20 protein-coding genes and 4 tRNA genes are annotated in these 25,187 nt (G+C 56.7%); 7 read left to right on the forward strand and 17 right to left on the reverse strand.

The genetic code is table 11. The features are described from left to right. Positions 1 to 158 precede the first annotated feature (158 nt). Both G3M56_RS10260 and G3M56_RS10265 read left to right on the forward strand, forming a co-directional pair. Positions 159 to 2,390 carry an NPCBM/NEW2 domain-containing protein gene (locus G3M56_RS10260; protein WP_164362278.1) on the forward strand — a complete coding sequence of 744 codons (2,232 nt, stop codon included), beginning with the start codon at positions 159 to 161 and terminating at the stop codon, positions 2,388 to 2,390. 199 nt (positions 2,391 to 2,589) lie between these two features. After that, a complete protein-coding gene (locus G3M56_RS10265; RefSeq protein ID WP_164362276.1) occupies positions 2,590 to 3,180 on the forward strand; it encodes an REP-associated tyrosine transposase in 591 nt (196 codons plus the stop codon). A 240-nt stretch (positions 3,181 to 3,420) separates the two neighbouring features. Here G3M56_RS10265 and galB read toward each other — a convergent pair whose 3' ends face one another. The 8 genes from galB to G3M56_RS10305 form a co-directional block, all read right to left on the reverse strand. Then, entirely contained in the window at positions 3,421 to 6,354 is a 2,934-nt protein-coding gene (gene galB / locus G3M56_RS10270; protein WP_164362274.1) for a beta-galactosidase GalB, read from the reverse strand. A gap of 208 nt (positions 6,355 to 6,562) precedes the next feature. Continuing rightward, complete coding sequence (locus G3M56_RS10275; RefSeq protein ID WP_164362272.1) at positions 6,563 to 7,669, reverse strand: M42 family metallopeptidase; 1,107 nt, start codon at positions 7,667 to 7,669, stop codon at positions 6,563 to 6,565. A gap of 45 nt (positions 7,670 to 7,714) precedes the next feature. Beyond that, a complete protein-coding gene (kbl, locus tag G3M56_RS10280; protein WP_164362270.1) occupies positions 7,715 to 8,914 on the reverse strand; it encodes a glycine C-acetyltransferase in 1,200 nt (399 codons plus the stop codon). A gap of 182 nt (positions 8,915 to 9,096) precedes the next feature. Further along, positions 9,097 to 10,422, reverse strand: a complete 1,326-nt coding sequence (gene sufD / locus G3M56_RS10285; RefSeq protein WP_164362268.1) for a Fe-S cluster assembly protein SufD — start codon at positions 10,420 to 10,422, stop codon at positions 9,097 to 9,099. Positions 10,423 to 10,473: 51 nt separating this feature from the next. Further along, complete coding sequence (gene sufB / locus G3M56_RS10290; RefSeq protein ID WP_164362266.1) at positions 10,474 to 11,895, reverse strand: Fe-S cluster assembly protein SufB; 1,422 nt, start codon at positions 11,893 to 11,895, stop codon at positions 10,474 to 10,476. Positions 11,896 to 11,960: 65 nt separating this feature from the next. After that, positions 11,961 to 12,722: a Fe-S cluster assembly ATPase SufC gene (gene sufC / locus G3M56_RS10295; RefSeq protein WP_164362264.1), complete on the reverse strand. Its 762-nt coding sequence runs from the start codon at positions 12,720 to 12,722 to the stop codon at positions 11,961 to 11,963. Between the two features lie 68 nt (positions 12,723 to 12,790). Further along, positions 12,791 to 13,237, reverse strand: a complete 447-nt coding sequence (locus G3M56_RS10300) for a Fur family transcriptional regulator (RefSeq protein ID WP_235203384.1) — start codon at positions 13,235 to 13,237, stop codon at positions 12,791 to 12,793. Between the two features lie 66 nt (positions 13,238 to 13,303). Next, complete coding sequence (locus G3M56_RS10305; RefSeq protein WP_164362262.1) at positions 13,304 to 14,152, reverse strand: LpxI family protein; 849 nt, start codon at positions 14,150 to 14,152, stop codon at positions 13,304 to 13,306. A gap of 130 nt (positions 14,153 to 14,282) precedes the next feature. Here G3M56_RS10305 and G3M56_RS10310 point away from each other — a divergent pair, with 130 nt between their 5' ends. From G3M56_RS10310 to G3M56_RS10330, 5 genes are all read left to right on the forward strand, one after another. Further along, positions 14,283 to 14,894: an AP2/ERF family transcription factor gene (locus G3M56_RS10310; RefSeq protein WP_164362261.1), complete on the forward strand. Its 612-nt coding sequence runs from the start codon at positions 14,283 to 14,285 to the stop codon at positions 14,892 to 14,894. Positions 14,895 to 15,190: 296 nt separating this feature from the next. Then, positions 15,191 to 16,315 (forward strand): glycoside hydrolase family 3 N-terminal domain-containing protein, encoded by a 1,125-nt coding sequence (locus tag G3M56_RS10315; protein ID WP_164362258.1) that lies wholly within the window; start codon positions 15,191 to 15,193, stop codon positions 16,313 to 16,315. Positions 16,316 to 16,361: 46 nt separating this feature from the next. Further along, positions 16,362 to 16,604: a DUF6868 family protein gene (locus tag G3M56_RS10320; RefSeq protein WP_164362256.1), complete on the forward strand. Its 243-nt coding sequence runs from the start codon at positions 16,362 to 16,364 to the stop codon at positions 16,602 to 16,604. A gap of 104 nt (positions 16,605 to 16,708) precedes the next feature. After that, positions 16,709 to 17,410 (forward strand): zinc ribbon domain-containing protein, encoded by a 702-nt coding sequence (locus tag G3M56_RS10325; protein ID WP_164362254.1) that lies wholly within the window; start codon positions 16,709 to 16,711, stop codon positions 17,408 to 17,410. A gap of 259 nt (positions 17,411 to 17,669) precedes the next feature. Beyond that, positions 17,670 to 18,899, forward strand: coding sequence for an AI-2E family transporter (locus G3M56_RS10330; protein WP_235203385.1), 1,230 nt, complete (start codon positions 17,670 to 17,672; stop codon positions 18,897 to 18,899). Positions 18,900 to 19,674: 775 nt separating this feature from the next. Here G3M56_RS10330 and G3M56_RS10335 read toward each other — a convergent pair. From G3M56_RS10335 to G3M56_RS10375, 9 genes are all read right to left on the reverse strand, one after another. Next, positions 19,675 to 19,751 (reverse strand) — tRNA-Arg (locus G3M56_RS10335). A gap of 88 nt (positions 19,752 to 19,839) precedes the next feature. Then, a tRNA-Arg gene (locus G3M56_RS10340) sits at positions 19,840 to 19,916 on the reverse strand. A 26-nt stretch (positions 19,917 to 19,942) separates the two neighbouring features. Then, positions 19,943 to 20,647 carry a M28 family metallopeptidase gene (locus G3M56_RS10345; protein ID WP_164362250.1) on the reverse strand — a complete coding sequence of 235 codons (705 nt, stop codon included), beginning with the start codon at positions 20,645 to 20,647 and terminating at the stop codon, positions 19,943 to 19,945. 384 nt (positions 20,648 to 21,031) lie between these two features. Next, positions 21,032 to 21,108: transfer RNA gene (locus tag G3M56_RS10350), tRNA-Asp, on the reverse strand. A gap of 178 nt (positions 21,109 to 21,286) precedes the next feature. After that, a tRNA-Asp gene (locus G3M56_RS10355) sits at positions 21,287 to 21,363 on the reverse strand. A 97-nt stretch (positions 21,364 to 21,460) separates the two neighbouring features. Beyond that, entirely contained in the window at positions 21,461 to 21,904 is a 444-nt protein-coding gene (locus tag G3M56_RS10360) for an acyl-CoA thioesterase (RefSeq protein ID WP_164362248.1), read from the reverse strand. A gap of 52 nt (positions 21,905 to 21,956) precedes the next feature. Then, positions 21,957 to 23,234 (reverse strand): CinA family nicotinamide mononucleotide deamidase-related protein, encoded by a 1,278-nt coding sequence (locus G3M56_RS10365; RefSeq protein WP_164362246.1) that lies wholly within the window; start codon positions 23,232 to 23,234, stop codon positions 21,957 to 21,959. A gap of 31 nt (positions 23,235 to 23,265) precedes the next feature. Further along, positions 23,266 to 23,634 carry a ribosome silencing factor gene (gene rsfS, locus G3M56_RS10370; protein WP_164362244.1) on the reverse strand — a complete coding sequence of 123 codons (369 nt, stop codon included), beginning with the start codon at positions 23,632 to 23,634 and terminating at the stop codon, positions 23,266 to 23,268. Positions 23,635 to 24,229: 595 nt separating this feature from the next. Then, on the reverse strand, positions 24,230 to 25,144 hold the full coding sequence (locus G3M56_RS10375; protein WP_164362242.1) for a PulJ/GspJ family protein: 915 nt from the start codon (positions 25,142 to 25,144) through the stop codon (positions 24,230 to 24,232). Between the last annotated feature and the right edge of the window lie 43 nt (positions 25,145 to 25,187).

Below are 25,187 nucleotides of genomic sequence, written 5' to 3' on the forward strand. Positions count from 1 at the left end.
TTCACTCCGGAGTCGCGGTTTTTTTTGTGCCCGCTCAACAAGCTTACATACAGATCATTATGTTATGTGGCACACTCGTCATACATCTGAAAATTTCGCGCTGGCTTTCAATTTTTGCCTGATACATCCTGCGACCACATCACGTAAGCCGCTCCGCTATGATCAAAACCATCGCATTTTCCACGATGATCGCCTCCGCAATCACTGCGGCCCAGGCATCACCCGCCACCGATATCCTCCAAGGCACGCAAACCTACGGCGCCGCCAAAATTAACGAATCGTCCAGCGGCGGCAAACTTACCATCGCCGGCAAAACCTACGAAAAAGGAATCGGCGTCCACGCCACCTCGGAAATCCCACTCAGCATTCCTAAAGGCGTCTCGTCCCTCACCGGATTGGCCGGAATCGACGACAATGCCGCCGGTCCGGGAAAGGTGCAGTTCCGCATTCTCTCGGGCAGCTCGGTGCTTTGGGAGTCACCGGAAATCTCACACGGTGATGCGGCGGTTGCGTTCGATGTCGCGGTCCCATCCGGCGCCCGCAAGCTCTACCTTCAGGTAGACGAGTTGGAAAACAACGCCCACGACCACGCCAACTGGGTCGACCTGAAATGGAAAGACGGCGATGTCGCCACCAAAGCGGCCACCACATTCAAGGGCGCGGACTTCGGCTTGAAGCCTAACGTCACCGAAGATCAGGCACCTGCCTTCCACAAGGCGCTCGATGCCCTGCGCTCGGCTCCGGGATCCACTCTCGTGCTGGAAAAAGGCACCTACCACTTTCACCACAGCAGCGCGATCAAGCGTCACTACCACCCGTCCAACCACGACCAACCGATCTGGCAACCTGTCTGTGTTCCATTGGTGGACCTGATGGACGTCACCATCGATGCTCAGGGATCACTCTTCCTCTTCCAAGGCAAGGTGGCACCGATGTTCATCCAGGACACGGACGGACTCACCATCAAGGGACTCGCTCTCGACTACGTCTATCCACCGGATTCCCAATGCACCGTCACCAAGGTCACCCCCGAGTTCTATGAAATGACCATCGACCAGCAGAAGTTCCCTCACCGCGTGGAGAACGGCTGGATCACATTCACCGGAGAAAACTGGGAAAAGCACGACGGATCACACGGTATTGTCTTCAGTGGAAAGACCGGCGAAATCGTCGCCGGCACCAGTGACTACGGCTACCGCGGCAAGCTCACTGTCATCGCAGACGGCCACTACCGCGTGGAAAAGAACGTCCAGAAAGACGGCATCGTCGCTGGCGACACCATCACCATGCGCCACGGCTGGGGCCGCCCACACCCAGGTGTCGTCATGTACCGCGCTAAGGACACCGTGCTCGAAGACTTCGTCATCCACGCATCGCAAGGCATGAGCCTCGTTGCCCAGCGTAGCGAAAATGTCCACATCAAGGGCGGTGGCGTATTCCCACGCGAAGGAACCGGCCGCAACTTCTCCGCCGGCGCTGATGCCACTCACTTCTCAAACTGCAAAGGCGTCATCATCACAGACGGCGCACTCTACGAAGGCATGATGGACGATGCCATCAACGTCCACGCCACCTGCCTGCGCATTGAAGAGAAAATCGATGCCAATACCATCCGCTGCCGTTACGTCCACGGCCAGGCCTACGGCTTCGAGGTCGTCATGCCGGGTGAAACCATCAACTTCCTCCAGGCCAAGTGGCTCACCCCGCGCGACCCAAGCAAGGTCAAAGCGGTGAACTGGATCGATAACAAGAACCTCATCCTGACTCTCGAAACTCCGATCCCGGACGACCTTGGCCCGGGCGATGCCCTGGAGAACGCCGATTGGCACCCGAGCGTCCACTTCAAGAACAACATCGTTCGCAACAACCGCGCGCGAGGCAGTCTCTTCACCACCCCTCACCCAGTGATCGTGGAGAACAACACGTTCGAAACCATCGCCGGCTCCGCCATCCTGCTCGCAGGAGACGCCAACGGCTGGTACGAAAGCGGTGCCTGCTACGACGTGGTCATCCGTAACAACACCTTCAAGAACAACCTTACCTCCCGCTTCCAGTTCACCGAGGCGATCATTTCCATCTTCCCTGAAGTGCCGGACCTCAAGGGGCAAAAGGAGTTCTACCACCGTAACGTCCGCATCGAGGACAACGTCTTCGAGACCTTCGATGTGCCATTGGTTTTCGCAATCTCGACCGATGGCCTGACCTTCACCGGCAATCAGGTCAGCTACAACAACGACTACCCGGCGTGGAACAAGCCACCGTTCATCCTCCGCCGCGCGGCCAACGTCACCGTTAAGGACAACACGGTGAAGGACGCTCCACGCCAGTGGACCAAGGAGAACAGCTTCGACCTCCACCTCACACCGGCGGAAGAGATTACCTTCGAATAACGGCACCAGCCCACATCAAAGCTCACGGCCACCACCCCGGCCGTGAGCTTTTTTTTTGCCGTGAGGGAACGGTCAGGCGCAAAATCATCGCCCGCAGACCGAGTCTGGAACGCCAAGCATCGCCTTGGCAAACCAAACCACCCGCGCAACGCGCGCATTACTCCCACCAAAAATTAACACTTAGGCGTAACGTTCAATAATGAATGAACACGGTCCCAACTGGCACTCCAGAGGCTACCTCCCACACTTCGACTCAAACAACCATGTTCAATCCATCACGTTTCGATTGGCCGACTCGCTCCCCACTGCCGCGTTGGAAGCCCTCAAAACTGAGCTCACAAAAGCTCCCGAAACCGAACGCGAGAAAACACGGAGAAGACTCATCGAAAAATGGCTCGATTCGGGCCAGGGCTGCTGTGCACTAGCCCACCCCGGCATGGCGAAGATCATGCAGGACACGCTTCTCCACTATGATAAGCAGCGGTACCACATGATTGCATGGTGCGTAATGCCAAATCACGTGCACGTCATGATCGGGCCAACCGCCCCCATATCTCAAATCGTGCAATCTTGGAAAGGCTACACCGGTTACTGGGCAAAACAACACGCAGAGGATATCGGCCTGAAATCCGCAGGCAGATTCTGGATGCGAGATTACTGGGACCGGTACATTCGCAACGAACACCACTTCCACCAAACGATGCGCTACATCCACCGCAATCCGGTGAAAGCGGGCTTATGTAGCGACCCTAAGGATTGGCAGTGGTCCAGCGCATGCCGATATCGGTAGACATGCGGCTTCGCCGATTACTGACGGCTTGCCGAGACGATGCTCGGCGTTCCAGTCGTTCTCACCAGCTTCCCCCCACCAACAGCCTCCACAGCCCCCGCGCACAGCTCACACTGAAACGCCAAGCATCGCCTTGGCAAACCAAACCACCCGCGCAAAGCGCGCACACCACAAAAAAAGCCGGAGAGGTCTCCCTCTCCGGCTTCCATGAACGAATTCTTCGTTGAATCGTAGGCTCGCCTACTTCACTTCAACATCCACTTTCGTGGTGCCAACGCCTTCGCCGGCGATTTCGATTGTGGCCGCGCCGGACTCGCCACGCTTCGAGCGGACGATGACCTGCGCCAGACCATTGAAGGCTGTGATGCGCGCCTTGGTCGGATCGACCGGCTTCATCACGGTGTGATCAGTTGGATCACCATTACCAATGCCGACGATCTCAGCAGGTCCGCTGATGCGCACGTGCACTGGCAAGCGGGTGCGTGGCACTTCACGCCCTTTCGCATCCAACACGCGGATGGTCAGGTACGAAAGGTCACGACCATCATTAGCAATCGTTGAACGATCCGCAGTGAGCTCAAGCTTGGCCGGTTCGCCGGTGGTCTCCTTGACCGCCTTCGCCCACTCTTTGCCGTCCTTGGTCACCACGACCTCCAGCTTACCTGGAGCGTACTTCACCTCGTCCCAGGTGAGACGGTAGTGATGCGGTTCACCAATCTTGCGCTTGCCGAGCGATTTGCCATTGAGGAACAACTCCGCCTCGTCACCATTGGTGTAAACGTGCACTGGAGTCACTTCGCCCTGACGCTCTTCCCAGTTCCAGTGTGGCAGGATGTGTGCCACTGGATAGTCCGGGCGCCAACGGGCCTGGTAGATGTAGAATCGGTCCTTCTTAAACCCGCAAAGATCGAGGATTCCGAAGTACGAACTACGCGATGGTGCGCGGTTGCCCAGTTTTTTGAGCAACTCCATGGCTTCCTTGCGCTCTTTTTCGTCGCGGAAGTTCAGCGCGTTGGACTGATCCTGGTTGTACGGAGTTGGCTCGCCAATGTAGTCGAATCCAGTCCAGACATACTCACCGGCAAAGCGTGGGTACTTGTCGAGCGCCTCGAACTGAAGGTCCGGACGGTTCGCCCAACCTGGAGCATAGAGGTCGTACGAGCTCACCTGGAAGTTGTAGAAGCCCTTCGACTTGTTCCAGTCCACCGGGAAGAAGTACTCGCCGCGGGTGCTCACCGTCGACGACGTCTCCGACGCGTAGAGCGGCATATCCTGACGGTTCTTGGTGAGTGCATCGTACGAGCCGAGGTGGTAGTTCACACCATAGACATCTACCGTGTTCTGGAAGCCATTGGTGGCGGCTGCCGGGTTGTTTGAGCCAGCGGTGACCGGACGGGTCTTGTCGTAGCTTTTGATCATGTCGCGCAACTTGGCAGGAACCCAGTGCATCGACGGGGTGCCAAGTTCGGGAATCTCATTCCCGGTGCTCCAGGCGATGATGCTCGGGTGGTTGCGGTCACGCAGCATGAAGTTGCGGGTGTCCTTCTCGTTCCACTCGTCCCAGTAGATGTTATAGCCGTTGACCTTGCCGTACTTCTGCATCTTCCAGATGTCGAACAACTCGTCGATCACCAGGATGCCCATGCGGTCACAAAGTTCGAGGAACTCAGGAGCCGGTGGGTTGTGCGCGGTGCGGATCGAATTGCAGCCCATCTCTTGCAGGATCTCAATCTGACGCTCCATGCCGCGGGTGTGAACAGCCGCCCCAAGAGGCCCGAGATCGTGGTGCAGGCAGACGCCCTTGAGCACGACCTTACGGCCATTGAGCAGGAAGCCCTTCTCGTTGTGCCACTCGATCTCACGGATACCAAACGTGGTGTCCTTGACGTCAATCACCTCGTCCCCTTTGAGCAACGTGGTGCGCAAGGTGTAGAGGTTCGGCGACTCGATATCCCAGCGCTTCGGCTGCTTCACGGTCAGCGAGGTTGGAACCATCGCGGTCTTGCCGGCTGGCACGTCGAGGCTGCTGACTTCGGTCGCTACGACTTGCTCACCGTCGAGCACTTCCGATCGCACTTCAAATGTACCAGAGGCCTCGGTCGTGTTGTCGATGGTCGTTTCCACCGCCACAGTCGCTGCTTCATCGGTGATCTCAGGCGTCGTGACATACGTCCCCCAGTGCGCAATGTGCACCTCAGGGGAAACGGTCAGCCAAACGTGGCGATAAATACCTGCGCCAGGATACCAGCGGGTGGATGCCGGCAGGTTCTGCAAGCGCACCGCCACAGTGTTCTTCTCACCAACCTTCAAATGCGGCGTCGCGTCGATGCGGAACGAATTGTAGCCGTACGCCCACTCACCAGCGAACTCGCCATTGATGTAGACCTTCGGCTGCGCCATCGCACCGTCAAAATCGAGGTAAACCTTCTTGCCCGCCATCGATGCAGGCACATCGAAGGTCTTGCGGTACCAACCGATACCTTCCCATGGCAGCTTGCCGGTCTCGTTCTCAATGTCCATGTGGAATGGACCCTCAATCGCCCAATCGTGCGGCAGATTCAGCTCGCGCCACGACGAGTCATCGAACGCCACAGCGTCCGGCGCCAACTGCACATCGTCACCAGTAGCCGGCTCAGGCTTCACCACATTGCCGTCTTTGCCCAACACTTCGAGTTCACGGATACTCGCCCAGGCGGCCTGCTTGCCGTCGGCCACCACGCGTACATATCGAGCTGGAGTCGAGAAGCGCACGGTCTGCTCGGCGCCTTTGGCTTCCGCCTTGGGTACCACTTCCACCCATGTCTTTCCATCACGGGAAAGGTCGACTTTAAACGGATTGCCACTGTCTTTCTCCCACACAATGCGAACACCGGTCATCTCAACCTGACGCCCCATATCCAACTGCAGCCACTGGTTGGCCAGTCCACTCGCAGCACACCAGCGTGTGTTAGTGTCGCCATCAATTGCGTGATCCACCGGGTTGTGGTTCTCGGCACTCGATGCGGTAACCATCCCGGTCACAACACCTGGCTCGGGCACCCGCGTGCCATCCGCCATTTTGCCAAAACGGGCAAACTTCCAATCCAAGTCAAACGAGCTGCGCTCGGTTGGCTCAGCCGACGCGGCGGCACATAGCAATGCCCCGCTGGTTATCGTCATCAATAATTTGTTCATGATATCCGTGAGTTCCCGTTTCTCCTATCATCGCGGGCCCGCCCTCTAACGTCGAAAGCCAGCCCTCTATTACAGGAATATTTCAGAAAAAACGCTACAGAGCTGCCTCACTTTCGTCACGACTGAAGTCACCACGAGCGAGACAAAAAAATCCCCGTGGAGCCCGGCCGAAACCAACTCCACGGGGACATCAAATGCATCCTACATTCTAGATCGCCCAGTCGCCCTGGTCGAAGTTGGCAACCACCAACTTGAGCAAGTCGATCGACGCGCGCAGATCTTCCTTGTGCGACATCTCGGTCGACAAGTGAATGTTACGCGTTGGAATCGAGATCGCGCCGACGATCGCACCACCTGGTGTGTTGCGCTGCATGCCCGCGGTATCCGTTCCACCTGCGGTCAGCACTTCCGGCTGCCACTTGATCTTGGCGGCATCGGCTTGTGCCTTCATGTAGCGGATCATGCGCGGATCGCAGATCACCGATGAGTCCATGATCTTGATCGCGGTGCCATCGCCCAGCGAGGTGACCTTCGTATCAGGACTCGATCCCGGACCATCGAAAGCAATCGTCGTGTCGAGACCAATGCCGAACTTCGGCTGAATCTCGAGCGAAGATGCCAACACACCACGAAGTCCCACTTCCTCCTGCACGGTGAACACCGCGTAGAAATCGTTGGAAAGCTCGATCTTCTCCTCGGCGATCTCACGCAAGGTCTCAAGCAACACGAAAACACTCGCGCGGTTGTCCAGCGACTTGCAGTTGACGCAGTCGCCTACTTCAACCAGTGGGCTCCATCGGGTGATCGGATCGCCGATCTCCACCAGCTCGTTCACCTGCTCACCCGGCAATCCGAGATCGATGAAGAAGTCGGTGATGTCGAGCGCCTTGCCGCGCTCGTCCGGCTTCATGATGTGGATTGGCTTGCCACCCATGGTTCCCATGAGGTCGCCGCCCTTGGCGTGAACGATCACGCGCTGCGCGGTCAGTGCCTTTGGATCGAAACCTCCGAGTGGAGCAAAGCGGATGAAGCCACGCTCATCGATGCTCTTCACGATGAAGCCAATCTCATCCATGTGAGCAGCAGCCATCGACGGCTCATCGGAATTCTTGCCTTTCACGTGGCAGATCACGTTGCCGATGTTATCGACACGCACCGAGTCACACCAATCGGTGACCGATCCGAGGATCAGGTCGCGGATCGGCTTCTCGTAGCCAGGAGCTCCCGGTGTGGTCGCAACCGCAGCAAGACGCTCCAAATTGATTTCCTGCGACTTCTCCGCAGCCTTCTTCGAACTTTTCTTAGCCTTAGCCATGTTCTGAAAATTTAATGATGAATCGTTTCTTATCCCGGAATCCCCTTAGCTGATCACGCCAAGGTCCTTACCGGTCTTGATGAACGCATCAACAGCTTTCTCCAACTGCTCGCGGGTGTGAGCTGCGGAAATCTGCGTACGAATGCGCGCAGTGCCCTGCGGCACCACTGGATAGAAGAAGCCAATCGCGTACACGCCGTAGTCGAGCAGACGGTCAGCGAACTTCTGCGACAAGGCAGCATCACCCAACATCACAGGAGTGATCGGGTGGTCTTTGCCGCTGATCTCGAAGCCGGCTTTCTCCATCTCGCCGCGGAAGTACTTCGTGTTCTCTTCCAATCGGTCACGCAATTCGGTCGACTCCTCGAGCATCTCGAACACGCGAAGTGCCGCAGCCGCAATCGGAGGTGCCACACTGTTGGAGAAGAGGTACGGACGGCTGCGCTGACGCAACAGATCGATGATTTCCTTCTTACCGGAGGTGTAACCACCCGATGCACCGCCGAGCGCCTTGCCGAGTGTGCTGGTGGTGATGTCGATGTCCCCCATGATTCCGCAGTGCTCATGAGTACCGCGGCCGGTCTTGCCGAGGAAGCCGGTGGAGTGGCAGTCGTCGAAATGAACGATCGCGTTGTACTTGCGAGCGAGCTCATGCACTTTGTCGAGCGACGCGATGATGCCGTCCATCGAGAACACACCGTCGGTCGTGATCAACTTGTTACGCGCTCCATTGGCATCGGCTTCCTGAAGCTTCGCCTCGAGGTCCGCCATGTCGTTGTTGGCGTAACGGTAGCGCTGGGCTTTGCAAAGACGCACACCGTCGATGATCGACGCGTGGTTCAAGCTGTCGGAGATGATCGCATCTTCCTTGGTGAGCAAAACTTCGAACAGTCCGCCATTCGCATCGAAGCAGCTTGGATAAAGGATGGTGTCCTCGGTGCCAAGGAAGCTGGAAATCTTCTCTTCCAACTGGCGGTGGAGGGTCTGGGTCCCGCAAATGAAGCGGACCGACGCCATGCCGAAGCCCCAGCGGTCGAGCGCATCGTGCGCCGCTTTGATCACCTCAGGGTGGTCCGCCAAGCCGAGGTAGTTGTTGGCGCACATGTTGATCACCTCGCGCCCGTCCTTAAGCGTCACGGTCGCATCTTGGGTGGAGTCAATGTAGCGCTCGCGCTTGTACAATCCGGCCTCGTCGATTTCACTCAACGTGGACGCCAACTGGGACTTGAAGTCATCGGTAATCATAGAATTTCAAGGAAAGATCTCTGTGTTGCAATCGGACAAAGGAATCACAGCGTCCAATGAACAAAAGAACACTGCAACCGATTTTCCACCGATTGCAGTGTTCTAGGAGTGAATTTAACGAATCCGCCGATGAGCGGACCCGGGTGTATGACACTTTCGCCGGAATTACCGGCAAAGCTGACTTACACCCCGATGGTGCGTAGCTTGGCTTCGATGCGATCGGCCAGCAACGCTTCGATTGCTTCATCGCCGATCTTCTCGATCACCTCCTGGGTGTAACCCGCGATCACCATGAATCGCGCCACATGCTCGTCGATACCACGAGCCAGGAAGTAGAACAACTCATCGCGGTCGATCTGTGCGCTGGTCGATCCATGACTGCACTTCACCTGATCCGCGTTAATCTCCAAACCTGGCATCGAGTTGGCCTCGGCTTCATCCGAGTTCAACAAGTTGCGGCAGGTCTGGTAGGCGTCGGTGTAATGCGCCCCTTCGTCCACCATGATCAATCCCGAGAACACGGTGCGGCTCTTGCCGAACAACGCATTCTTGAACAACAAATCACTCACGGTGTGCGGCGACTTATGGTGCTGGAAGGTACGCTGATCGTACTCCTGGCCACTGTCAGGCAGCGAGACCGACAGCATGTAGCTGTTGGCACCCTCACCCTGCACGTAGCTCATGTTCTCCGTGCGCACCCACTTACCGCCGGTGTTGAGCACAAAGCTGGTGGTGGTGGCGTTCTTGCCGGCCACTGAGTTGTTGACGAGGATGGCACGGCTCGCTGCGTTCAGCTCCTGCACGGCGTAGTAGCCGATGCGGGCGCCGTCACCTGCGACCAGGTCGTTGGCTCCAACAACCCAGTTGGCGGACGCATCGTCAGCCGAACGGAATTGGTCGATCACCTTCACCGAGGCGTTGTCCTCAGCCACGATCAAGGTGTGTGGGAAAACCATCACATCCGCCCCGCTCACCCAGTGGGTGATCTCAATTGGCTTGGATACTTCCACACCCTTCGGTACGAAAACCACCACACCCGAGCTCGCTGCCGCCTCGTGCAACGCCATGTACTTGGCACTGCCCAACTTGGCCTCACGCGCCATGAAGTGCTTCTCCACCACGTCACCCAACTCAACCAAGGCCTGGTCGAGCGGCAACACTTTCACCCCCGCAGCCTCAAGCGACGCGTCGAGCACGTCGTGGGTCACGCAGGCTTCGTTGACGAACACAAATCGTGCCGCCACGTCTTCGAGCATCGCCGACTGCGCACTCAATGCCTGCGCATCCGCCGCAGCCACTTCGCCCGCATAGCTCACCCCCTTGAGCTTGAGCTGACGCAGACTACTGAAGCGCCACAACTGATCGGTGCGCCCCGGCGTCTCGGTGTCCTGGAATTTCTGCCACGCCGACTGACGACGCGCATTCAACCACTCAGGCGCGCCCACCGCACTCACTGCAGCAGGTGCCACCGATTCAACGGCTGGCTGGTCAATGGAAACTTCTACCATATCTATAATCTTTAAATTTCGTGGATGTTCGCTATCCGTCGAATCAGGCGCTTAGCCCACCGACCCTTCCATCTCCAGCTCGATCAATCGCTTGAGCTCGACGCTGTATTCCATCGGGAACTCGCGCACCAAGTCGTTGACGAAACCATTCACCGCGAGACTCATCGCCTCACCTTCACTCAGACCACGCTGCTGCATGTAGAAGAGCATGTCCTCGCTCACCTGGCTCACACTCGCCTCGTGCTGAGTCGCGTGCTGGTTACCATTGACGGTGATTGCCGGGTAGGTATCGGTCTTACTGTTCGTATTGATCAGCAAAGCATCACACTCGGTGTTGTTCTTACACCCTTTGAGATGCTTCGGAATGCTTACCTGGCCACGGTAGGTCGAGCGGCCGGTGCCCACACTAATCGACTTGGAAACCACGTTCGAGGAGGTCTCGTCAGCCTCGTGGATCATCTTGGCTCCGGTGTCCTGATGCTGACCGTCGTTGGCCAAAGCAATGCTGATCACCTCACCACGGGCTTTACGCCCCTTCATCACCACACCTGGGTACTTCATGGTCAAACGTGAGCCGATGTTGCAGTCGATCCAGCGGATCTCCGCGTTCTCGTGCGCCAGTCCACGCTTGGTCACCAGGTTGAAGACGTTGTTGCTCCAGTTCTGAACGGTAATGTACTGGATCTTCGCACCAGGCATCGCCACGAGCTCCACCACCGCGCTGTGCAGGGTCGAGGTCTCGAACTTCGGCGCGGTACATCCTTCCATGTACACCACCTCGGATCCTTCGTCAGCAATGATGAGCGTGCGCTCGAACTGACCAAAGTTCTCGGAGTTAATGCGGAAGTATGCCTGCAGCGGGTGGCTGACTTTCACACCCGGAGGGACGTAGATGAAGCTACCACCGGAGAACACCGCACTGTTCAAGGCGGAGAACTTGTTGTCGGTGGTTGGAATCACTTTACCGAACCACTTCTTGAAGATCTCAGGGTGCTTCTTGAGTCCTTCGGTGCTGTTGACGAAAATCACGCCCTGCTCTTCGAGGACTTCCTTCACGTTCGAGTAAGCAGCCTCGGAGTCGTACTGGGCTTCCACACCGGCAAGGAACTTACGCTCCTGCTCAGGGATGCCGAGACGCTCGAAGGTCTCCTTGATCTCATCAGGCACTTCGTCCCAGCTACGCGTTGGACGGTCACCGCTGCTGAGGTAGTAACGAATGTTCTCGAACACGATGTTGTCCAGATCTTCGCTCGCCCAGTGCGTTGGCATAGGCTTGCTCTCGAAGACCTTCAACGCGCGCTTGCGGAACTCACGGACCCAGTCCGGATCATCCTTCACGTCGCAGATGTAGTCGATGGTCTTTTCCGTCAGACCATAACCAGCATCGTATTTGTGCTTCTCTGGGAATTTGAAGTTTCCGACATCGTCCTTCTCCGCGGCGATCTGGGAAACGGTTTGTACTTCGGTGCTCATAGCTTGCGCTCCTTTCCAAGTTGATTTCTCTAGCGGTGCCCCGCACGGGACCCGCGTCTTTCGGATTAAACCGACGCTGGCGCTGCCGCATCGATCACCCAGTCGTAACCTTGCTCCTCAAGCTTGAGGGCGAGATCCTTGTCACCGGATGTGATGATCTGGCCGTCGCTCATCACGTGCACCTTGTCTGGCACGATGTAGTTGAGCAGGCGCTGGTAGTGGGTGATCAAAAGGAATCCGCGGTCCGGTGAACGCATCGCGTTCACACCCTTGGCGACAATCTTGAGCGCGTCGATGTCCAGACCCGAGTCGGTCTCGTCGAGCACTGCGTACTCAGGACGCAACATCATCATCTGCAGGATCTCGTTGCGCTTCTTCTCACCACCGGAGAAACCTTCGTTCACAGCACGGGAGGTGAACTTACGGTCCATCTCCAACTCGTCCATTGCTGCGTAGAGCTCTTTGTAGAATGCCACAGCGTCAAGCTCTTCGCCCTTCGGCTTACGTGCCTGCAGTGCAGCGCGCAGGAAGTTGGCATTGCTCACACCTGGAACTTCGTGCGGGTACTGGAAAGCAAGGAAGAAACCAGCGCGGGAACGCTCGTCGATCTCCATGTCCAAAAGCGATTCGCCGTTCATCAGCACTTCACCTTCGGTCACCTCGTAGTCTTCGTGACCAGCCAGGATCTTCGAAAGCGTACTTTTACCGGAGCCGTTAGGTCCCATGATGGCGTGAACTTCACCCTGAGGAATCTCAAGGTTCACTCCTTTGAGGATCGGCGTACCGTCAACGTTTGCGTGCAGGTTCTTAATGATTAGTGAGCTCATAGTGGTTCTTACTAAATTGGGTTCAATAAAGGATTCGGGGGAAATTCGAATGCGGCTTCCAAGCCAGCCTAGCCAAGCGGCATCCCTTTGAAGGTGATGTCCGCGGCAGTCATCTCAATGCCATCCGGCAAGTCGAACACATCGCTCAGCGATGCGCCCTCTTTCAACGGCACGTCAATCACCTCGCCAGTGTCTTCACGAAGCAAGTGCGCATGCGGGCGCAGGTTCGGACAGTAACGGGACGGGCTGCGGTCAATGTTGACCTGCTTCACCAGCCCCGACTGCGTCATCGCCTCCAGCGAGTTGTAAACTGTCGCCAGTGAGATGCCTGGAATGTGCTCTTGCGCTTTGATGAACAACTCGTTTGCCGTCGGGTGGTTGCGCTCACCCATCAGCAGATCGTAAATCTCACGCCGCTGCGCGGTCCACCGAAACGCCTTGCCATCGACACGACGAAGGCCCGGCGCCTTGGTGTCGCCGGACTTGCCTGGTTGCGTTGTCGAATTCTTGTCCACGCGGCAACCTAGCCTCAAAAAAGGCTTAAACAAGAATTATTCTAATTTAAATTCAAAGGCAGAAACTCAGCCTTTGCGGTACCGTTCCGGCGTCGCATCCGTCGCCACCCCGTGCACCGAAACCCCGTGCCGCTCACACCCGTCACGCACCGCGTCCCAATCCAAAATCAACGTGCGCCCCGCCTCGAGCACCAGTGCTTTCACCCCGGCCTCACCAGCCACACGCACCGTGTCCGGCCCAATGACCGGTACATCAAATCGAAAATCCTGGTTCGGCTTCGACACCTTGGCCAACAACGCCTGCCCCTTGCCCAGTCCACCACCCCTACGAATGCACTCGTTGGTTCCCTCGAACGCCTCCACCGCCAGCACCGTGCCGTGACGAACAATCACCGTCTGACCGATGTCCAACTTGCTGGTCTGTTTTGCAATCTCAATCGCATAGGCGGCATCGCCTAACTGCCTCTCACTCAAAGCAGGCCCGAATACCGCCCCCTCTTTCACCAGCGCATCCTCCATAAACGTGGTGGCATCCAACAACTCGATTCCATCTTTGGCCAACTCATCACCAATCGCGCCGAAGATCGATTCCGCATTCCGCTGCTTGAGCTTACCCAACATCATCAGCGTGCGCATGTCAGGCCGCAGATCAAACAAGTTACCAGGAGTAATCTGGCCGGCCATCACCGCATGCCTCACCCCCTGCTTCTTGAAGAACTTGATCATCTTACCTAACTGCCCCACCCGCACCCACTCGTGCGCATCCGCCCGCCCCACCAATGCCTCCGAGGTCTCTCCATGGAAGGCCGCAATTGCTACCGATTTCACATTCGCTGCTCGAGCCCCCCGCAACAACAACTCAGGGTAGATTCCCTTCCCCGCTATCAAGCCGATTTTCTCAAATTTTACAATCATAACAATCTGATGAACAATTATCTAACTTTTTCAACCCAGCTTGCTAGTTGCCGGCGTATCCTAGATAGCCCGCTCCCATTGGTAACGTGGCTGACAAACAACCCACCTTGCAACCCCACAACCCTAAATCATGAAATCGAAACGCAACATTACGCGATTCGCTTACGAATCAACCGGCTTCAAGGGCTGGCGTGTTTCCATCACCCGCCATGGAGAGATTTTCACCGAGTACTTCTCTGATAAAAAGTTCGGAGGTCCTCGCAAAAGTCTCGCAGTAGCGGAGGAATGTCTGGAGTGGCTTCAACAGCGACTCGACAACGCAGACGTCACCACCAAGATCAAGAAAGCACCAGCGGGCCGCGTCATCGGTGTGACCCAAATCACCACCCCGCCTACCCGCAGCGGTAAAACCACCAACGTGTGGGTCGCCAGCTGGTCGGAAAATGGCAAGCGCATGGTGGTGAAGTTCCCCGAGAGCAAGCACGGCAAACGCGCCGCTCGTCAAAAAGCCATCGACGCCCGCAAGGATGCCGATGAGCGCCTCGGCCTGAACAAAGAAGTCACCATCAAAAAGGCAGACGTCGCGGCCATCAAAGAGGAATTCGCCTCCAAAGCCGCGCCACCTCCGAGCAAAAAGAAAGCTGCGAAGAAAAAGACCGCAGCAAAAAAGGCCACCAAGAAAAAGACCGCCGCAAAGAAGGTAGCTAAAAAGAAGAGCGCCAAGAAAAAGACGGCCAAATAGCGGATAACACCGCAGTCAAGGTTGCCACACTGCTTACCACCGCCGGACTTCCCCAGGGAGACCGGCGGTTTTTTTGTAGCTCCGCAGATGAACAGGGATTAGCGGCATTGATCCACAAGCGTTTCGGACCGCCGGATTTTACCCGGCCACCACGCCCAAAGGAGCGCAGCGACCACTTCCCCAATAAAACCTAACCACTCCCCCCCCGAATTCAAATTTCCGATTTGATTTTCGTAGCTATCCCCACCATCGACCGATAGAACTTCTTCCGACAATCCCCTTCCCAGCTTACCGCCATGAATCCAGCTCATCTCGGACAATTCCTCATCCTCGGCATCCCCGGCACCACGATCGACGCTCCACTTCGAGAGTGGCTCAAATCCATCAACCCTGGCGGCTACATTCTCTTCGGCCGCAACATCGAATCACCGCGCCAGGTCCACGAGCTCATCACAGACCTGCGCTCGATCAACCCCGTCGAAGAACCCATTATAGGAATCGACGAGGAGGGGGGCCGGGTCTCCCGTCTGCGCCCGATCCTCGATCATCCACTGCCCTCGCCCGGCGAGATCGCAGCCAACCACACTTTCAGGAATCAAAGCTTCGCCAATCTGGGGTTGATCACCGCGGAGGTTTTGAAATTCTTTGGCTTTACGATGAACTTCGCGCCGGTGCTGGACCGATCGCTAGGCAGTGACACCCAGGACGGAGTTCTTCGCCAGCGCTGCTTTGGCACCACCTCGATGGACATCATCTCGCGTGCCGGATTGTTCCTCAACAAACTCGAACGCGCGGGAATCCACGGATGTGGCAAACATTTCCCGACATACACCGGTGCCGGCGTGGACCCTCACCACCAACTGCCCACAATCAACGGTGACGTCAATGCACTACTCGCAGGCGAGATGGCCCCCTTTGCCGCCATGCTCCCCGACCTCCGCGCAGTGATGACCGCCCACGCTTGGTTCAAGGACCTCGACCCTCAAAGCCCCGGCCTGCCGGCCTCACTCTCCCAAAACGTCATCACCCAACTTTTGCGCAATCAGCTCAGCTATGACGGTCTGGTGATGACAGATGATCTCGACATGGCCGGAGCCCAGGCCAACTGCTCGGTCCCAGAAGCCGCCGCCCAAGCGCTCGCCGCCGGCACCGACATGCTACTCGTCTGCCACAAGCTCGAAAACGTTCCTGCCATCATCGACGCCATCGGCAAACTCCCCCACCACGTGTTACAAGACGCCGCCAGCCGCATCGAACAACACAGACGCCAAATTAAACCGGTCATCGCTGCCTTCAACGAAACCGAACTCGCCCGCTTGAACAAACAAATCCTCAAGTTCCGCATTCAGGTATTCGGCTCTGAAGAGCGCGCTCTCGACTACAACTACGACGCACCGGCCAACAACGTGGAGTCATACTAGCGTCACTCCGGCACCCGGAGCCTGAGTGAAAAGCGTACCGCCGTGTATGAGCCTCTCACAACTCAGCCCGCTTCTCGGCTGGTGCGCCATCATCAACCTCGGGCTCCTGCTCTGGTGGTGGATCGCCTTTCTCATCGCAAAGGACACCATCTACAAGATCCACACCCGCTGGTTCGCTTTGACCCGCCCTCAATTCGAAGCCATCCACTACTGCGGAATGGGCCTGCTCAAACTGGCCAACCTCTGCCTCTTCATCACTCCGTGGATCGCGCTACAGATTATCCGCTAGTTTTTTCCATCGGATAACCATTCGTCGCTTGGCAAACCCGTGCCACGTCATCAATGATGACGCCGTACACCTGTGGTTCACCCAACCTCACCCCATCACACACCATGCGACCGGAAATCACCGCCCTGCTCATCATCCAAGACCGCGACACCAAGATCGCCACCCTCAGCAAAGAGATCGAAAGCACACCGCGGATGATCGATGCCGCCAAACGGAGACTGGCCAGCGACCAGGCCAAAGTCGATGCAGCCAAGGCGCAGATGATGGATCTTGAAAAACAAATCAAGTCCCTCGAGATCGACACAGAAACCCGGCGCAACACCATCGAACGCCTGAAGACCCAGCAGTTCGAAACTCGCAAGAACGAAGAATTCCGCGCCCTCGGGAATGAGGTCATCCGTTACGAAAACGAGATCAGCGAACTCGAGGACCAAGAGCTCGAGCTCATGGAACAGGTTGAACAAGCCCACGCCGCGCTCGACCAAGCCCGCGAACGTCTGGCCCAAGTAGAATCCTCGGTCGAAAAGGAAATCGCCGAACTCGAACAACGCAGCGCCAACCGCACTACGCAGCTCGAAGAAGTCCAGTCCGACCGCGCCACCAAGGCCGCCGCCGTTCCAGAAGACTGGCTCGACCTCTACAACAAGATCCTCGACCGCACACCTCCGGCCATCGCCCCCATCACCCACGGCACCTGCGGCGGCTGCCACATGAAGCTGATCGGAGGCGACCTCTCGGCGGCCCGCTCCAATGAAGGTATTCCACAGTGCTCATCCTGCGGACGCATCATCTATCTTCAAGACTAGCGTTACGAGAACGCTGCTATTTTGTAATTCCAATTGAACAGTCGAATTGGCGGAATGGCGGAGAGCCCTTTCCTGTGAAGCTAAGCACGAGCCGCGATGCCTGCGTGCTACCTGAGCCGTGCCGAACGCAGCATCACCCCAAAAGATACCGACCACTCTGTTCACCCCATACCCCCCACAATCCCGATTGGTTACGCCAGCGTAACCTTTGATCTGGTTTAATCCCCTCGCTGCCCGTGCAGCATCGATGATCCGCTCCATGTCCGCGCCCAAGTTTCCCACTCCGTTTCAGAAGAAGACCCTGTGGAATGCCGTCACCGGCATCTCGCTACTGATCCTGGCCGCACTCATCGTCGGCGCACTCTGGCTCGGCATCAACATCATCGGCCTGCTTCAACCGGTGCTGATCCCCGTTGCGATCGCCGGAGTCATCGCCTACTTGCTCGACCCAGTGGTCCAATGGCTTGTTAAAAAACGAAAGTGGTCGCGCGTTAAGTCTGTCTCAATCGTATTCGCCGCCGGATTACTCATCCTAGGCGGACTCATCGCTTCCGTAGTCCCTGCCACAATCCGCCAAGGCAACGACCTTTGGGAGCAACGGCAAGCCTTGGTCAACCGAGTGAAGGGAACGGTTCAGGAATATGTCGAGGACCACCCCGACTCAGAACTCCTTGAGTGGTTCCAGCCACGCAAGGACGCACAGTCAGGAGCCCCGCTCCCGAGCGAGGCCGAGCAATGGTTCCGCAATAACATGTCAAAGATTTCATCCGGCGCCTGGAACATCCTTAGCTCCGGCTTCCGCGGCGCGTCCGCATTCTTCGGCATCGCGCTCGGCATCTGCCTGGTCCCGATCTACCTCTGGTTCTTCCTCATCGAAGCCGACCCCATCAGCAAGCAATGGCACGACTACATCCCTCTAAGAGCGTCCAAGGCAAAGGATGAGATCGTCGGCACCCTGCAAGAGATCAACGGCTACCTGATCTCGTTTTTCCGCGGCCAGATGCTGGTCTCAATGATCGACGGTGCACTCGTCGGCATCGCCCTCACCATCATCGGGCTCCCATACGGACTCATCATCGGATTCTTCGTCGGCGTGCTCGGATTAATCCCCTACCTCGGCAACCTGCTGTGCCTGGTCCCCGCCATGATTATCGCCGCAGTTCATTTCTCCAACCCGGCCAATCAATGGGAAGCTTGGCCCGGAGACACCATCTGGATGTACCCGCTCATCGTCGCTGCACTTTTCTTTATCGTCCAACAGATCAACGGCTTCGTTACCGCGCCAAAGATCGTCGGAGACTCAGTCGGCCTCCACCCGATGACCGTCATCTTCTCCGTCTTCTTCTGGTCATTCCTCATCGGTGGTGTGCTGGGCGCCATTCTCGCCGTCCCTCTCACCGCCTCACTCAAGGTGCTCTTCCGCCGCTACATCTGGGAAGCTCGCCTCAACAAAGAGAAGGAGACCGAGGCCACACCAGCCGAAGCCTGAACACGCGCAAGACTCGGACCGGCACCCTGCGGCATTGAGGGAATCCGCAGATGACGCCGATTATGATGATTTTCGCGCAAGCACCCTGGGAGCGGCGGATCTTACCCGGCCACCGCCACCGGAGCAAAGCGAGCACTTCCAAGGATTCTCACGCAGAGCCGCAAAGACGCAGAGGTGTCTTCTTCGGAGCAATGCTCGACGACCTCACCGCCGGTTGTGTCTTTTAGGTGACCCGCAGATTGTTATGATTTTGCGCAAGCGTGTTCGAGCCGTTGACCACACTGTCGTCGATCACGCGACCTCTTCTTAGAACCATCACGCAGAGACGCCTGGGCGTATGCGGAGCTAGGCGCGAGGTCTGCACCGCTCGTGCTGGCTTGTGCTATTCTTCCCCACAGATGAGCAGGATTGGTGGGATTCTTACCCAAGCGTGGAGTGACGGTGTCCCCACCGTCGTCACCCCTCCAGCGCGCAGCGCGCAGACCTCATTTCAAATTTCCAATTTCAGCTTCCCCATTTCGAGGAACTTCTCACGCAAAGCCCCGAGGATCCCAAACCTACTCCTCCCGAGCGCAGCGCGCTGACTTCCTTTGCGCCTTAGCGATAGCGTGGTCTCTGCGTGAGCCCCTAATCCCGTAAATCATGTCCATCCTGTCTAAAATGCCTCAGCCCTCCCGCGTGCTGAATGAATCTCAGCTTTCCCACGCCCTCTCGTCCCTCGATCACCTCCCAAACCACAAAAAAGCCACCTCGTCGAGGTGGCTTGATTTTTAAGTGGCGCGCCCGAGAAGATTCGAACTCCTAACCTTCTGATCCGTAGTCAGACGCTCTATCCAGTTGAGCTACGGGCGCATCCTTTTTCTTTTGAGCTCCTCATTCAAGAAACCCACACCACAACGAACACATCTAACAGAATCTGATCGATGCCCTCTGCAAAGAATGGCGCGCCCGAGAAGATTCGAACTCCTAACCTTCTGATCCGTAGTCAGACGCTCTATCCAGTTGAGCTACGGGCGCTTCGTTGCGGTGGTGATATCTACTCTCTATTGGGATCCTTGCAACAGAAAGTTTTGCAAAAATCGCACCACGACCGCCCCCGAAACCTCCAAACTCTCACTCGAGATCGTGCTAAGCACATCACCCTCAGTGTGCCACGGCTCGAAGTCAAAATCGATGAAGTTCACAACCGGAATCCCCAATAAATGGAACGGAACATGATCGTCAGTCACCCCACTCCGGGAACGGCCGACAAATTTCCCCGCGCCCACTTCGTTGGCGGACTTTAGTGCCAAATCGATCAAGCGCTCGTTGCAGTTTGCCGGTATCTCAATGTTCAAATTCCGATCGCCGATCATGTCCACAATGACGACGGCCTGCGGCCACTGAGTTCGCGGCTTCATCCGCAGCTGACGTGCGTAATAATGGCTCCCATATAGCCCGTCATACGCATTCTGTCGGTCGAACCCCGCAGTGGTCGGGTAAATAATATCCTCACCAATCGCCTCCTCGCCATCAAAGAACACCAGCTCCACCTCCCTTGCGAGCTGCGGGTACTTCGCCGCCAACACCGACGCCATCTCCATTAGCAGACCGCAACCGGAGCCCCCATCATTGGCCCCTACAAATTCAAACTCATCATAAAGCTTGGTGTCGTAGTGGCAGCCCAGCAAAACCTTAGCCGGACGCCCCCACACCGCATCCTCCCGCTCGCTCCCCAGGAAGCGAAACCGCAGGTTCTCCATCTTCATCCGACCAATAGGAGTCCTCGCAGTGAAGCTCTGGCGCACACCAGACCACCCAGCCGTTTCAAAATGGCGCTCAATGATCTGACGCGATCGCTCCAACTCAGCGGAAGCCGGTGGACGAGGTCCCAGCTCCACTACCTCGGTTGCGTGCGCAAGAGCCCTCTCCCCGGAGAAGCCCGTATCTCTCAATTGCTCGTCATCACAACCCACCAGGCAGCCGCCCAACAACGCGCACAGAAACGCTCTCCATCGTCCAGGATTTAGCAAAGTCATCACCCGAAGCCATCGCATCCCAGCCCGCCGCAATCAAGACGGATTTCCTACATGCTGCAGCCATACCTCCGGACATAAAAAAAACCGCACCGGGTAAACCGGTGCGGAAAAAAATGGCGGAACGGACGGGACTCGAACCCGCGACCTCCGGCGTGACAGGCCGGCGCTCTAACCAACTGAGCTACCGCTCCAAAAACTGAAGCTATCCAACCTCTCGGTTGGCGTGCGGATACTTAGTACATCCCAACAGTCCGCGCAACTAATATTTCACACATAAATCGATAAAAGTTACCGCTACGAAAAACCACTCTTCCACCAGGTAGACAGGACATAAAAAATCCCGCACCAGACGAACTGATGCGGGAAAAATGGCGGAACGGACGGGACTCGAACCCGCGACCTCCGGCGTGACAGGCCGGCGCTCTAACCAACTGAGCTACCGCTCCAAAAATTGAAGCCTTCCAACCTCTCGGCTGGCGTGGCGGAAAGTAGATCACACGGACATTCCCCGCAACTCATTTTTGATCGAAAAAGCCTCTAACCCTAGACTTCCGAGCCCCCCAATCGTTCCAACTCCTTGAGGAACAATTGACGATCACTAGAACATATTTCCGACGATTTTACCGCAAAATCCCCACCGATCTCGACATACGCATTCGTCATCGTGCCAGCACAAACGACTCGACCTGCTGCTGACATCAGCTCTGCTCGATATCGCACCGATTTCCGCCCCAATTCCTCAAGCCAGATCGCAACCTCTCCTTCATCCCCAAAGCGCATTGGCGAACGGAATTGAAAATTCACATCCACCCGAGGCCACCCCGAACGCACGCCCGCTTCATCAGTAAAGACTCCGATGCCAAGCGACTTCAAATAAGCATGCTCGGCCGCCTCGATAAATGTCAACAGCCGTGAAAAATGCGCCACCCCCGCGGCATCTGTATCCGCAAACTCCACCCGCACGGGATATCGAAAAGCTCTCTCCATACCAACAAACTAACCAAAGTCCGGAATCACCGCGACCAATATTCTCAGAGCCTCAACCACACCGGCCAACTGCCCCGCGCACCATATCCAATGCCTTCACCACAACCCGCTGCTTGAATGTCGCTCGGGCGCCAAGAAACAAGCATCGCTCAACATCCACATTGCCGCCCCGGGTCCCAACGCCGATGAATACGGTCCCCACCGGCTTGTCATCACTGCCGCCAGTTGGTCCGGCGATTCCAGTACAGGCCACCACCACATCACTACCGCTGGCCTCAAGCGCTCCTAACACCATCTCGCGGCAAGTCTCATCAGACACTGCGCCATGCTCGTCGAGCGTTTGCTTTGAAACCCCAAGGAAACGCATCTTCGCCTCATTAGAGTACGTGACCAAGCCACTGTCCACCACCGCGGACGCACCGCTCACATCTGTCAAAGCCGATGCGATGGCGCCACCGGTACAGGATTCAGCCGTAGTCAGCATCCAGCCCCGATCTGCCAATAGACGGATCACGGTAGGCACCAAGCCCCCCGCCGCCACCAACCGGTCAGCAAAGACACGGGTCACCACCTCGCGCCCCCGATCGACAATCTCCCGCTTTCCGATCAACCGCACGTCAACTTCACCAATTCTCGCGCAGTAGCCATGCCGCAGTCCGTCGATAGCTTCTAACGGGCCGTCCACTGCGGCAGCGACATCCGCCTCCCCCACCCCAATCAAATGCAACACGTCAGTCACCTCAGCGTCTCCCCTCCCGAAGGCACTCCTCAAACGCGGAATCACGAGCTCATTCACCATCGGATGCAACTCGCGCGGTGGCCCCGGAAGCACCGCCAGAAAACGACAACGCACCCCATCCCGAGGTAGACCATCAAACCACAACCCCGGAGCGGTGCCATTTGGATTCTCCAACACCTCCGCTCCCTGTGGCACCATAGCCTGGCGCGATTGCTCAGCGCGCACGGAAACTCCCCGACGCTCCAGATAGCTGCGGATAACTGAATCCACCGCAGGATCCAGCTCCAACCCCACACCCAGCGCACTCGCAACACACTCGCGGGTAATGTCATCACTGGTAGGCCCCAACCCACCGGTAACGATCACCACATCCGCCTGCGTGATGGCGCGCCCCACCTCATCGGCGATCACCTCACTATCTGGAATCGTCACCTGATGAGTCATCTCGACCCCGACATCCCACAACGCCTGCGCTAAAAAGGCGGGGTGCGTGTTCAAGGTGTGCCCTTGCAACAACTCCCCGCCTGTCGTGATCACATGGGCAACGATCCCCTCGTCTCCATGATGATCTTTAGCTTCTAAATCACTCATAAGACGGTTCCGCTGCACCAGCGCCGAGATCTCAATTGGTTTTCCATTCGACCTGTGGAGCATCGGCCCACAAGTCCTCAAGCGCGTAGTACTCGCGCTTCTCCGGATGGAAAATGTGAACGATCACATCGACAAAGTCGACCAGCACCCACTGGCTGTCTGGCATTCCGTCCTTGTGGTACGCTTCCACCCCATGCTCGTCTTTGAGCCGCTCGAGCACCTCACGACGCAACGCCTTGAGATGCGGCGTCGAATTACCGCTGCACACTACAAAGTAGTCCGCAATGTTGGACAACCCTTCTAGGTTCAACACTACAATGTCCTCGCCCCGCTGGTCTTCAAGTACCTGGGCTACGGCAATCGCAAGCGCCTTTCCGTCGAGTTCAGTTCCGGATGGCATCGGTTCGTTTGAGCTGGAATCGGTCAAAGTAAAAAAAGTTCAGTATGAATTCCGGCCAACCTGCAGCAAAAGCCGCGAAACGTCAACGGCAACTACACGCGCCACCAATGAGTTTGTGAATTTGCATCCACCCTATCCCCGCGAACCTTCACGGGTGACTCATGCGGAGCGATGCGCAAGAGCATCATCGCTCGTCGTGGCTTTGAGTGATCCGCAGATTTTGCTGATTGTTATGATTTTCACTCCCCCCCCCCTTTCGGACCGCCGGATTGCCCCCACCACCAACACAAGAGCGTAGCGACCACTTCTCAGAATTCTCACGCAAAGGTCCTAGAAGCCTCCCATTCAAAGCAAAACCTTGCTTAGAGGAATTCGACGTAAAAACAACAAACCACAGAAGCTGGTTCTACCCCCTCCAAATGACTTCCTGTTCTCCGTACCCTTCGCGGTTCTAAGGCTCCGCGAGGATCATCTGTGGTTCATACACTTAAATCACTTAAATCACTTAAATCACTTAAATCACTTAAATCACTTAAATCACGTAAATCGTGTAAATCCTGTCTAAAAAACGCCCCACCTCCAGCGGCCCAGCAGCCTAGATCGCGAGATCTAGCTCGGACTCTGGCAACAGCTTGATAAAACGTGAGTAAGTACGGCTGCGCTTCTGCAGGAACTCCTCAGGCTCAGTGCCCTCATAGGTCCCATCACGCACACGCTCGATCGCACCTTCGTCCAAAACCGTCAAATTCACCTCAACACCATAAAGCAAGGCACCAACACCATTTGCACTCAGGTTCACACCGTTCGCCACGACGCCTTCAGAGGTCACCGAAACCTCGGTACCTGGCGCCACCTTTACCAACTTACCCGTCGCGTCCCGCAACATTGGCACGACCTGAAAGTCGACCACATTCGTCGCCAACAAGTACGCAGAGTCCCGTGAGAACGCCTCGCCTGCACCGCTCTTCCAGTACGCGGTCAAGTCAGGCTTCCCGAGAACCTCATCAAAGGTCACCTTGGCGGCGTTATCAATGTTAGCGTAGTCCACAGGAAACGCACGATAAAGCGAGTAAAGCGGGAAATCACCGTTCTCCTCAACCGGATCCTGTTCGACCAAGCGGTAACTCATGGTCACCACATCACCAGGCGCATCCGAGCTACGGTCGGTTGGCGAGGTGAAAAACATCAACCAAGTCGGATCTTCACCCGATGCGACCACTCCATTGGCCAGACCACTCTTATCGGGCAAAACCCGAAACCACTCGGCATTCTCCAATCGGCTCACAAAGTAAGCAGAATCCAAATCCGTCGCGATGCGCTCGAACGCTCCCCGTGCCGTCGCATTAGAGAACAACTTGTTGCGCGACTTCCTCCAAGTGTCTGCCACCGTTGCGGTCAACGACAACATCACCAGAAGAATCACCGAGGTGATCGTCATCGAAATCAACAACTCAATCAAACTAAAGCCACGGCGGCCTGCAGTTGGGTTCTGGGAGCTTGGAGCAATCATGGAAATGAAATTAGGAAAGGGGTATTAACAAAGTCAGCTCGCT

The sequence above is a fragment of the Sulfuriroseicoccus oceanibius genome (assembly GCF_010681825.2).
Classification (GTDB): domain Bacteria; phylum Verrucomicrobiota; class Verrucomicrobiia; order Verrucomicrobiales; family SLCJ01; genus Sulfuriroseicoccus; species Sulfuriroseicoccus oceanibius.